General features: G+C 63.0%; 5 protein-coding genes and 1 pseudogene. 5 read left to right on the plus strand and 1 reads right to left on the minus strand.

Features of this window, described 5'->3' with window-relative positions; all coding sequences use genetic code 11:
- Positions 1-4 precede the first annotated feature (4 nt).
- The 5 genes from NKJ57_RS24735 to NKJ57_RS24755 all read left to right on the plus strand — a co-directional run bounded on the left by NKJ57_RS24735 (position 5) and on the right by NKJ57_RS24755 (position 11,087).
- The gene (locus NKJ57_RS24735) at positions 5-3,847 is read left to right on the plus strand and encodes a DNA/RNA non-specific endonuclease (protein ID WP_352512981.1); all 3,843 of its coding nucleotides are present in this window, start codon (positions 5-7) and stop codon (positions 3,845-3,847) included.
- Complete coding sequence (locus NKJ57_RS24740; protein WP_023672411.1) at positions 3,844-5,022, plus strand: trypsin-like serine peptidase; 1,179 nt, start codon at positions 3,844-3,846, stop codon at positions 5,020-5,022. The genes NKJ57_RS24735 and NKJ57_RS24740 overlap by 4 nt, the downstream gene beginning before the upstream one ends.
- Before the next feature lie 31 nt (positions 5,023-5,053).
- Entirely contained in the window at positions 5,054-7,213 is a 2,160-nt protein-coding gene (locus tag NKJ57_RS24745; RefSeq protein WP_023672410.1) for a trypsin-like serine peptidase, read from the plus strand.
- Positions 7,210-10,584 (plus strand): P-loop domain-containing protein, encoded by a 3,375-nt coding sequence (locus tag NKJ57_RS24750; RefSeq protein ID WP_352512979.1) that lies wholly within the window; start codon positions 7,210-7,212, stop codon positions 10,582-10,584. Before NKJ57_RS24745 ends, NKJ57_RS24750 begins: the two co-directional genes overlap by 4 nt.
- A gap of 311 nt (positions 10,585-10,895) precedes the next feature.
- Positions 10,896-11,087, plus strand: coding sequence for a hypothetical protein (locus NKJ57_RS24755; RefSeq protein WP_023672407.1), 192 nt, complete (start codon positions 10,896-10,898; stop codon positions 11,085-11,087).
- 423 nt (positions 11,088-11,510) lie between these two features.
- On the opposite strand, the pseudogene NKJ57_RS24760 reads toward NKJ57_RS24755, so the two are convergent.
- Positions 11,511-12,081 (minus strand): annotated as a pseudogene (locus NKJ57_RS24760) (DUF6088 family protein).
- Positions 12,082-12,144: the final 63 nt, after the last annotated feature.

The raw sequence follows: 12,144 nt of genomic DNA on the forward strand, positions 1-12,144 counted from the left end.
GGTCATGACTTCCTTTGCATCGCAAAATCAGCTGCGCGAATTCCTCACGAAGACGACGGCGTCCAAAACGATCGAAGAAATGATGCCCGGTGCTTCTGGGCCGGAAAGCGCGGGGGCGGCTGAAACTCTGACCCGCACCACACTTCAGAAGCTGGACCGTGGCGAAATGCTCGATCCCCGTGAACGCTACCATCTTGAAGCGGTCATCTTGCCGGCGAAGCGACCCGCCATTGACATTGTGGGCGGCGACTTCAGCACACGACACCCCGATTGGCTGCATCTGAACAAGCCGGAACTCCGCGACCGACTGAAGGCGAAGTTCCCCGGCATCGGCCGGATTGAACTGCCAAATCACCCCACGCTGCCTTATGGCGGCACCGGCTTCGTGGTCGGACCCCGACTGCTCATGACCAACCGGCATGTCGCGGAGACATTCGCGGAGGGCCTCGGGACGTCGGGTCTGAATTTCATTCAGGGGCTCGAAGCAGGCATCGATTTCCTGAAGGAGCGCGGTCTCCCAGCGACGGCCTATCTGCAGGTGTTGCGGGTTGCTATGATCCACCCCCATTGGGACATGGCCCTCCTTGAGGTCGAAGGTCTACCCGCGATCCGCCAGCATCTGCGTCTCTCAACCCTCGATCCCGGCGCGATGACGGGCAAGGAAGTCGCCGTGATCGGCTATCCGACCTTCGACATTCGCAACCCCGCCGACATCCAGAACGATGTGTTCGCGGGGGTCTACGGCATCAAGCGCCTTCAACCCGGAAAGATACGCGAGATCGCAGCCGTCGACACCTACTACAACCGCGTCGTCGACGCTGCCCTCCATGACAGTTCCACGCTCGGCGGCAATTCGGGGTCGTGCGTGCTCGATCTTGAGACCGGCGATGTGCTCGGTCTCCACTTCGGTGGGTGTTACGCCGTCGCAAACTATTGCGTTCCCGCGGGCGCCCTGGCCGCCGACGGGCGCGTCATCGACACGGGCGTGACCTTCGCAGGCCCGGTCACGCGCAGGGCGACCGCATGGGACGACGCCTGGCGCCAAGTGTCCACCGGCTCGGCTCGGCCCGAGCCCGTCGACATCACGACTGGGCCTATCGCCGCGGACGCATCCCCATCATCTGGCTCAGGAGGACGTGCAATGGCCGCGAATGGCGAAGAAACGCGCATCACCATACCGCTCGAAATCACGGTCCGCCTCGGCCAGGCGCAACTCGGTGCCGCGTCCGTGACCACGCAACAATCCAACGCTACCGCGACGGTTATCGTCGAGCGCGCCGTCGAGCCGGTGCACGAGACCGACTATTCGACACGCAAAGGCTATAATCCGACATTCCTTGGGGTCTCCGTCCCCATGCCGAAGCCGCGACGCCCGAACGAACTGGTCCGCATGGCGGATGGCAGCCACGAAATCTCCTACCATCACTTCTCAGTGGTTATGCACAAGGCGCGACGGCTGGCCCTTTTCGCGGCGGCAAATGTCAGCGCCGATCCCGCCAGGAAGAGGCCGGGCAATCGGCCACAAGCGGACTATGGCCGCAAGGGCCTCGGCGGCATGGGCAAGGACGATAGCGAGAAATGGTTCGGCGATGGGCGAATCCTCGACACCGAGCAATTGCCGGACAAGTTCTACAACAAGGACCGCAAGGCCTTCGACAAGGGTCATATCGTGCGGCGGGAGGACGTCGCCTGGGGCGACACCTACGCCGAGATGCAGAACGCCAATGGCGACACGTTTCATGTCACCAACTGCTCCCCGCAGACAGCCCGTTTCAATCGGCCCGACGAGGAGGCCGACAATTGGGGCGCGCTTGAGAACCTGGTGCTGAAGAGCGCGCGAACCGAGAACCTGGCGGTCTTCGGCGGACCTGTTCTCGCCGGGGACGATCCGATCTTTCGCGGCGTCGACACGGAGGGCGAGATCGCGATCAAGATCCCTCGAAAGTTCTGGAAGCTGATTGTCGCCAGCACCGAGGGCCGGCTGCAGAGCTACGGCTTCACACTGGAACAGGACCTGTCGGGCGTCGACACCGAGTTGGTGGTGCCCGACAAGTGGGTCAAGTACATGCGCCCGATCGCCGAAATCGAGCAACTCGCAGGGGTCGATTTCGCCCGCAAGATCCGTGATGCGGACCAGTTCACCACCGCCGAGGGCGCCGGCATCATGGCGTCGGCCGGGGTCGCCGCCGGGCTGGCGGCCGGCGAAGGTCCGGCCGCGCCGCCTCCGCCGGCCGGCGCCGACATCGCCGATATTGTGGCCTTCTGGGGCGACGTGCAGAAAAGCCAAAAGCCCTCCGCCGACGATATTCGGCTCGTCGTCACCCTGTCGACCCCGATGACCGACAGCACTATTCGCGCTGAGGTCAGCCGAGCGCTCAACCTCGATGTCGAGGTCGGGCCGCTGTTCGATGCCGATCCTCAGCTCGACCGTTTCCGTCTCATCACCATCCCAGGCGTGGTCGCCACTGATCGCTCGGACCTGTTCGACGTCGCTCGCCACCTCAACCATCTGCTCGGCAGCGAAACGGTGGAGCCGGACCTGTCGACTAACTATTTCGCCGTCGGCGCGGCGCCGCCGGCGGACGGCACCGCCGAGAGCGCGAATTTTGCCTTCTGGTGTTGGGTGGACGAGAAGGACGACGCTCCGCTGGACCCGGACTGGGCAATCAACAAGACCAATGTTCGCCAGGCCTGGGCATTCTCGCAGGCGCAGGGGCGCCCGCGCGGCGGCAAGGGCATCCTCGTGTTCCAGCCGGACACCGGTGTGGTGCCAACCCACACGGAAATGCCCACGAAAGTCGACAAGGACAAGCGCTCGGCCAATTTCATCGAGCCCGGCAAACCGCCCGTCGATCCGATGAAGGGCTCTGGCAACATTGGCCACGGCACCTCGACTGGCAGCGTGGTTGCCAGTCCCGAGGCTGGCGCGATGAGCGGCAGCGCGCCGGAGGCCACCCTGATACCGATCCGCGCCATCACCTCCGTCGTCGTTATCGACCAGAGCCGCGTGGCCCAGGCGATCAACCATGCCAGGCTGCAGGGCGCGCATGTGATCACCATGAGCCTGGGCGGGCTTTTTGGTTCGGCATTGCAAGCCGCGGTCCGTAAGGCGGTGGACGCCAACATCATCGTCCTCGCAGCAGCCGGCAACTGCGTCGGGACGGTCGTCTGGCCGGCGCGCTATGACGAGGTCGTGGCGGTTGGCGGCATCAATGAGAAGATGCTGCCCTGGAAAGGCTCGAGCCACGGCCAGGCCGTGGATATCTCCGGCCCAGCAGAACTTGTGCTGCGCGCTGACGCGCGCGATCCGACCAATGCCGGCAAGGTGGGCGGCGGCGAGGGAACATCGTACGCGGTCGCTCACCTGGCTGGCGTCGCCGCGTGCTGGCTTGCCCACCATGGGCGCAACCAGCTTGTTCAGAACCTCAGGCCCGGAACGAAGTTGCAGTCTGTGTTCAAGGCGACAGTGCAACGAAGCGCCCACGTACCACCCGGCTTCGACACGGACGAGTATGGGGCAGGGATCGTCAACGCCGAAGCGCTGCTGCGCCGCGCGCCCGACTTCGCGGGGGCACCCGAAGCGGCCGGTGCTCGCTCGACGACGGATCAGGTGCGGGATCTGCTGGCGGAGACCGGAGCCTTCAGCCAGCTCGAGGCGGTGGCCCCGCTGTTTAGCGACAATCAGGGCTTGCTGGAGCTTGCCTGCATGGGGCTCGACCGTGCCCGCATGGCGCGTGCCCGCGAGGGCAGTCTGGAAGCCATGCCACCGGCGCGGATCTCCAGGGGCTTGCGGACACAATTGGGGCCGTCTCTGACACGCACCACCGCCACGGGAGGGCGGCCATGAGCGATATCGACACGCTGCGGCTTGAGCATACAGCGAGCCGCGTACACAAGATCCTTGGGCGCGCCCCGGGCCAGCTTGAGGCAGGCGGTGTGGCGAAACCGATGGGTAGTCTCGAAAGCACTGGCGCGGAGTCGGGTGGCGCGTCCAGCGGCGGTCCCGCTGACCGCGACGTCCTAGCCATCGCCAGGCGACTGATGGCCTCGCGTGTCCAGGAAGGCCGACCTATCGGCCCCGCGGAGGCGGAAGGGATCGCCCGTACCATCGTCGCCAGCGCCAACCGGGCGCTTCTGAAACTCGACGTAGCGTCCAACGGAGCACTCAACCAAGCCGAGGCGATCGCTCTGGAGGCGGTGGTCCATGTGCGCGGCCGCCCTGCGGTCAGGGTGCTGTCGGAGGGGTTGGAGGACATTGGCGTCTACCCGGAGGCCGGTCTGTGGAAACTGCTCGCCGATGAGCACTTCAAGAACCTTTGGACGGTCACGTCGGCAACCGCTGCAGTGCGGGTCACCGACCGGCTCATTGCCAACCGGCCTCCCTGGGTCCAGGGAACGGCATTCCTGATCGGCCCTGATCTGGCACTGACCAACCGCCACGTCCTGTTCCCGCCTGACGGTGGCGTACGCATCGCGCGGCGTTTCCCTGGCACGAACAAGGCCCGCATGAAGGGTGACTACGAGGTGCTGCTCGACTTCGCCTTCGACAACGGTGCGGCAAGGCAGATCCTCTACCGGATAATGGACGTGCCGTTTGTGGCCTCCGATTCCGATCCTGTCGACGCCGCGCTGCTGCGCGTCGAGTGTGTGCATGGCGCCGGCCCGTCTCCCCTTGCCGTATCACGCGCCGATGTGTTCGACATCGACCGACTATATATCGTCGGCCACCCCGGCTATCTGGAGAGCGTGCCCGACGACATCATGGCGGTATTCGGCCGCCCGGACGAGCGTAAGCGCGTGAGTTTCGGCGAGTTGATGGACCCGGTAGCCCCGGAACAGACGCACATCGTCCACGACGCCTCCACGGTCGGCGGCTATTCGGGGGCCGCCGTCGTCGGCTTTGCCGCGCCGGACGTCCGCGCGCTGCACTACTGGGGAGACTCCAAGTCCGGCAACCGCGCCATCCCGGCGGATGACATCGTGAACCACCCCGAACTGGGCAATCTGCTGCCGCGGCCATGAAAAGCCAGCGTCTTGCCCCGAGACTGCGAACATGAAGCTGACGCCAGCAGAACTGGACGTCTTTGCCACTGCGTGCGCGCGTGACGTCGCGCCGAGCCGTCTTGAACGGGAAGTGCGCGCCTTCGAGATTGTTCCCGACTACGAGGCGTTCGTGAAGGAGAAGTCCGCCGGGCAGGCTGACCCCGTGCTTGCCCTGTTTCGGGCGCTCCTTCATGAATTCAACGAAAGGGGACTTGCGTGCGATCTCGCCGAGAGGCTCTTCTTCGAAATCTCATGGTCGGGGGATCACCAGGAAAGGATAGCGGCATTGGCGCGATCGGTTCGAATGCCGGCCGCGCCGCCAAACGCCCTCCAGGCGCTGCTGAAAAAGCGCAGCCATTTCATCACCGACCGAGGACTTTCAGAGCTGTTTACCAAGGTCCGCCCACGGGTGGCCATTGTGGTGGGAACATTCCTCAACGCCCAAGGTCAAGCTGTCTCGACAAGCGGGACCGCCTTTCTCGTGGGTCCCGACCTGATCTTGACGGCTCTACACACCTTCGACCCACTGCTTTCATCAGGTCGGTCCGCCCAGGTGCCTCAATCGTTTAAGGTCGTTTTCGACTATTGGGCGGGTGATCCGATTCAGGGCACGGCCGACCTCGCCAATCTCCATGGCGTGCGCGTGGTTGGATTGCACCCAACCAACTGGTTGGTTGCACAAAGCTCGCCCGTTCCATGGGCGGGCACCGTGGCGGCGCTGAACGACGAAGAGCTCGCGCAGCTGGCAACCGATCTTGATTTCGGGCTTATCAGGCTGGACGAAGCTGTTGGAAACCTTCCCGTCAGCGGCGGCTTCAGGGCGCGACGTGGCTGGTTCGCCGTGGACATGCCTGCGCCGCCGGCCTACGCAGTCGAGAGCCAGGTCGTCATGCCGCAGCATCCGCAAGGCATGTCAATGCAGCACGCATTCGGCAGGATACTCGGCAACTGGGATCCCAACACCCGTGTGATCTACGAGTTGGAAACTGACGAGGGCTCTTCTGGCGCCCCCTGTCTCAACAGCCGGATGGAACTGATCGGCATCCACAGCGCTGCATACAGGCCTGCAGGGGTACTCAAGGGAAATCTGGCCGTCCGCATCGATGCAATCCATCCGAAAGTCCTCACACATCTTCCGATCAACTCCGTGCAGCGAGCGGCAAAATCGATCTGGCGCGTGACACGGCCCGGAAGTGCCTTGGTCCCGGTGCTGGGCAGGGATAAGCTTCAGACGTGGCTCGACAACGCGACAAGTCCATCGCCCCAGACAAGGAGCCGCAGCAACAGGGTTTATGTCGCCGATGCGCCACAGAAGGGTGCCGGAAAGTCGTTCACGGCGGACATCGTGAGGACCTTTCTGGCGGCCGATGGAACGCAGAATATTATCGTGTTGGGCGGCGACACCGAGCTCATTCCCGAAACTCTGGAGGACTTCGTGCTCGCGCTCGCAGCCGGATTCGGGATGTCGAAGGAAGACCTTGGCGCCTTCCCACCAAGGCCCAGCGTTGACTTGCCAAAAGACGCCAAGGACGGGGACAAGGTCGATCGCTGGGAATCCCAGGAGATGCCGGAGTGGTTTTCCAAGCGGCTCGCCGCGCACCGCACGACCACGGTCAACACGACCGAAGTCTTGAAACGAATTGTTCAGGACAACATCGCGCTCGGGCGTCCCAACACACAAGAGGATCTCGCCATCGCAAACGCGAATCCGCCGGTGATGGTGTCGTCCGTGAAATGGGCGAAAACTTGGATACTGTTGGACGACCTCGACCAGCGTCCGCTGTCATCTCAGGTCCGCAAGTTCACAGCCGGCCTTATCGGCGCCGACATTGATGAGGGTGCGGTGACGGACGTGCGCGCCGAGCTGCAGTGGTTATTCCTAGGAGCCGTTCCAGAGTTCCTGACCTCGCAAGACATGTCCGTCGAGACGTTTTCTCCGGCCGACGTGCAAGTCCAGCATATCTCGGCCACATTTCAGGCAGCTTTTGACGAGGCCGGCATCCTGCAGGATCCGCTCGCCCTTGCATCGGGCGTACTGCTGCTGGTGCCCGGCGTTCTGCAGGGCGAACACGCAAAGGGCAATCTTGACCACACGCCGTTGAGCGTTTGTCAGCAGATTCTGGCAAATCTCATTGCCGGCGCCTACCAGAGCAGCGGGCACAAGCTATGAAAAGCCTCTCCGCCGACTATCTGACCAATCTCCTCGCAAGGTCGGACATTCGCGACCAGTTGGAGAAAGCGGTCGGAAAGACTGCTCTGGAGACGATCGTTCGGTTCGACGCGGCGTGGACGGGCCCCAACCTACCATCGTTCGAGCCGGCACGACCAGGCTCGGACGTGTCGGAGTTCGGAGCGCAGAAAGGCGGTCCCGACTTGCCGGCGCTTGAGGCAGCGGGCCTGTCCACGCCTGCCGATGCCGCGACACCCCCGCTTGATATTTCTGGGGCGTTGCTGCGCGCGGCCATCAGCTACAATTACCACCTCGACGCACTAAACCCTGACGTCAGGACGCGAGCATGGCTGCTTCGCCAGTCGGTTCTTGTTTGTGCTTCGGGCGCCAAACACCTGCGTCTTTTGAATGCCGAGCGACAGCGATTGCTGAATTCGGTCGACGCGACACTCGCGCTGCCTAGCTTGCTTGGTGAGTACGAGGCCGACGACCGCGCCATGCTGTCGACCCCGAACGCCGAGCTCGAGAAACTCGCCGACACGTATCTGCGCGAATTCCTCCGCGGACGCAGCGTCTCGGATGCGCTCTTGGCCAATCACCGCCGTGCGATCACGGCCGCCCGCGAAGAACTCGAGGGCGTCATGAACATCTCGCCCTCCGTCCCCTCGCTGGCGGAATGCCGGCGACGTGCCGGCCTGGCGGAAATCCTGATCCCGCTCGGCATTCTGATCGGAGTAGATCCGGCCAAGGCGCCAAAGAGCGTGGGAGACCGGTTCGTCGGGCGGGCCGAGGAACTGCTCATTTTGCGCAGCGTTGTCGATGAGCTGGCTTCGCACTCCGTCCTGGAATCGGCCAGCCGCGGCTTTCATCGCGTAATCCGCAGCAAGCCGAGGCTGCTTTCTCTTGTCGCGCGCGGCGGCCTAGGCAAGACGGCGCTGGTGGCGAAGTTCCTCTACGATCATGCGACGCTTTCCCGGCAGCAATTTCCGTTCGCGTATCTCGACTTCGACCGCTCGGATGTCCAGCCTCGCGGCCCCGGCTTGATGCTGCTGGAAATCTGCCGTCAACTGTCCTTCCAGTATCCGAACGCTGAGCAGGCTCTCCATCAATTGAGCGAACAAATGCGGCAGTCGCTCATGGGCCGGGCGACCGGCGACCTCAGGCAATGGTGCAAGACGTTTCGCAGCATCATCAGAACTGCGCTCAGGTTGAATGGCGCCGCGACGTTCCTGCTGGTGCTCGACACGCTGGAGATAGTGGAGTCCGACCTGGCAGCGACGGAGGGCGTCGTCATCTTGCTGCGTACCCTGGGCGCCGATTCCGAGGATCCATTTCTCGAATTCTGCGTTGTTGCCGCGGGAAGGTCTGGTGTCGACCAGCTTTCGGTCGGCGATGCGTTTGAGGTCACCCCGCTGAAGCTACAACCGCTCTCAGTAGACGACGCGCGGGGCATGGTCGAGCAGTTGGGCAAAGACCTGCTCCCCAATGAATGGGTTGAAAGCTGGTCGCGGCGGATTGCGGGGCGCAAGAAGGACCCCGACAGCCGTCGGGAGCCGCTCAGCCTGCGAGTAGCGGTCGAGATGGTGCGCGACACGAAGCCCGACATGCGAGCGACCGTCGTCGACGACATCGTCCGGCTGGGCGAAAGCGCCGACGACAAGTTCGTCGCCGCACTCTATCAGCGGCGCATCCTGGACCATGTCCGCGACGAACGCGCCCGCAAGCTTGCATGGCCCGGGCTGGTTGCGCGCAACGTCACGCGCCACATGGCGCGGGAGGTGCTGGCGCCGGTCTGCGGACTTGATGCGTCGGAAGCTGAGGTGGCTTTTGATCTCTTGTCCCGGGAGACATGGCTCGTCGAAGGACAGCCCGGCGGTGACAGCATTCGTCACCGCAGGGAACTCAGGGCGCGCACGCTCCCGCTGATGCGCCGCCGCGATCCGGAGAGGTTCAACCGGGTAGTCGAGGCGCTGATTGTTTACTACGCCGACCGGGACCCCGTCGAGCACGTATACTATGTCCTGCTGCGGGGCGACAAAGAGGAAATCTACTCGGATCGGAGCCTTCACGGTTACCTCCCCGAGTTCGTGGTCGACATCCAGGATTTCGAAACCGGTTCTCCAGCCTGGAATCTGATTCAAGCGAAGTTTGGCAAACGATCACTCGAATTCGACCATATGAGTCAGCTCCCGGATGATCTCTTGTGGGAGCATCTCGGTCGCACCGGCAGCGGTCTGCGCGGCATAAACGACCGCAGGATCGAGCCGCGTGTACAGCTTCTGGCCGAGCGCGACAGGCCGGCCTCGTCCGACGATGTTGGACAGCAGAGTGCTTGGCAGGCAATCCAGATCAAATGCGGATTCTGGTCGCGCCTCGACCCGGCCGCTCTGGTGATCCCCTCGGCCCAGTTCGATCTCACCCAATTCGCATTCTACGTAGCCCAGCTCTCGCTTGCCGGCGAACGCCCGCCAGCGTATTGGACCCAACGCTATCCTGCGTTGATCGATTCGCTGTACAGCAGCCGCGGCAACGACAACTGGCATGCGCTGACGCAGTCGTTGATCACCGCAGGACTCTACGACCCCACGCTTTTCGCCCACATCGAATGGCGCCTCGGCGATTCGCTCGCCGGCGCTTCCGGCCAGGGCCGTATGCGGGAATGCTCGCTACGATTCCTGCTGCAGGTCGGTTTCGAAACCCAAGGCACTGCACTGACGATCTGGGCAAAGGCGGAAAAGGATCGCATACTGGGCGGAATCTCATTTGCCGAATATGCCATTCTCGTCCACTGGGCGGGCGGCAGCGGTTCGCGCGGACGCGGAGCCTCCGACAAATTCCGCGCTCTTGCAACCGAGCATAGAGACGCTATCGAGCGCGGCTCGATGGCGGAGGTTCCAAGGCAGATACTCAAGGAGCGCGACGTCATCGCTGAGGCGACAACCCTTTTGAGCGCGATCGCGACCTGGGGTGACCGCAGCCGAATTCAGCGTTTCGCGCGACAGTACTGTTCCGTCAGGCAGCCTGAGTGGATCGTGCCGTTCGCCTATTTGCTCAACGCCTGCTTGCCCCAAACTTGGCAACAGGTGGTAGGGCAGGAGGTTTCATCAGATCGATACGACCCCGGGCGCCAGGGGTTCTTCGGCCAGATCACGTCGACGCTACGGCGCTCACGGATACCTGCGGACCTGATCGAATACTTGATGCTTGCTGATCGTGCGGGCGACTTTGATACTGTAGTTCGGCGCCTGTGCGAGTTGATCGATGCCAATCGAAATGTTGACATCCAGAGTTTGGACAAGATCCGACGGCAGGCACGCACGAAAATGGTAAATGTCGAGATGGTCGTTCCCGGGCATACTCGCAACGGGTGACAATGGCCAGATGCCCGAACAAATGTGGCGTTCGCGGTCTCAAGAACCGGCTGCGCATGATCCCGCCTCCGTCCATCGGCCCGGGCCGGCTCGGGCGCTTCCTGTGCCGACCAGGCGTTCCACCGGCGTTACGCTGTCAGCCCGAGAAGCGCCTGCGTTTCAGGGATGACATCTACACTTCTACGCAAGCGCCTGGGACAGGTCGTCGTGTTCGAACGCCGACGCCATGCGGTTGACTTCGGCCTTGCCGATGCCGGCTTCAGCAGCGACGCCGCGCCAGTTCTCGACGGCTTCACCTCGCCAAGCGGCTGATGAGCCAGACCTTCGCGATTTTCGAGATCTTCGCCATTGCCGGCGTGCTCTACCTCGTGATCAATCTGCTGCTGATCGCGATCATCCGCGCCATAGAGCGCTCTCTCATGCGCCACGAGACCTCCTCTGGCCGAGATCTGGCGGCGGCGCAACCAAATCGATCGACCGTGGGTTCGTGGCGCCCCTGCTAAGATAGAGCGATCCGAAGACAAACTTGTCCGCTCAAGCACACACTCGAACTGAATTTCGCTGTCGGGGACGTCCGCTTTCAGGCGGCGGCTACGAGGCCCTGGACGGCCGAGACGGGGGCGCAAAGCAGTGGTTGGCGAAGTAAAAAGATCGAGAACTGTTCCTGTCGCCATCACGCCACCGCCAGTGCCGGCCGATTGCCCCAATTGGAACGGGCCCTGTATTCGGCCGTACGCTGCTCAGACTTGAATTACTCGTCCGGCTTCTGCAGAACGGGCGACGAGGCATTGGTGGTTTCTTTAAATTTCCGGTGACGCGAAACGACTTCGTCGCACGACAGTGGCTTTTCATCGAACATACGGCGGCATGCCACGGTAGTCGGAGCGCAGGTCCGCAGTCGCATTTCGGACGGCAAGAGGGCAACCTTATCCACCAAGGGCACCACTTGCGTTGTTGGCGATGGCGACGAGCGTCGGCCGCATCCATGCAGGTGCCCGAGTGGCGCCAGCGACAAGTGCTTTCTTGTCGCTCACCGATAGCTGGCGCGCGGCCACCTGGGCAACGTCGTGCGCAAGCATTGGATCCAGGTGACGCAGAGCGTGCACGACGGTGCCAGCGGCGCTGCCCGGGGCGATCAGATGCTTCGGGGAGGCGTGACGCAGATCCACAACAACGCGACGAGAAGGCCATCGGCCAGGTAAGTGCTCCTGGCCGGAACTTGCGTCAGAGGCCAAGCACGCTCGCAGCGCGAGCGCCCGCGATCTGCACCCGCGAGCCGATCTCGCGAGCGAGGGCCTGGGCGACGTTGTCAGGAGAGGGCGAGAGCGGGCCCAACCCAGGCGCGTTATTCCAAACGAGCAGGGACAACTTGCGGGGGTATTGCCGACTTCGACGTTGGATATTGGGGCGTGGGTCCATTTTGCATGTTGCCAACTGAATCACTGAGTGCCCGAGTTGCACGCGGCCAGTGGAATGAGCAAGCGGCGGCGGGTTTATGAATAGGTGGGGGCCGGTATTTTGCCAATGCTCAAATCGATTATAGTTGTGAAGAGCAGTTTC

It is taken from the genome of Mesorhizobium sp. M0077 (assembly GCF_040322955.1).
In the GTDB taxonomy this organism is placed as follows: Bacteria; Pseudomonadota; Alphaproteobacteria; order Rhizobiales; family Rhizobiaceae; genus Mesorhizobium.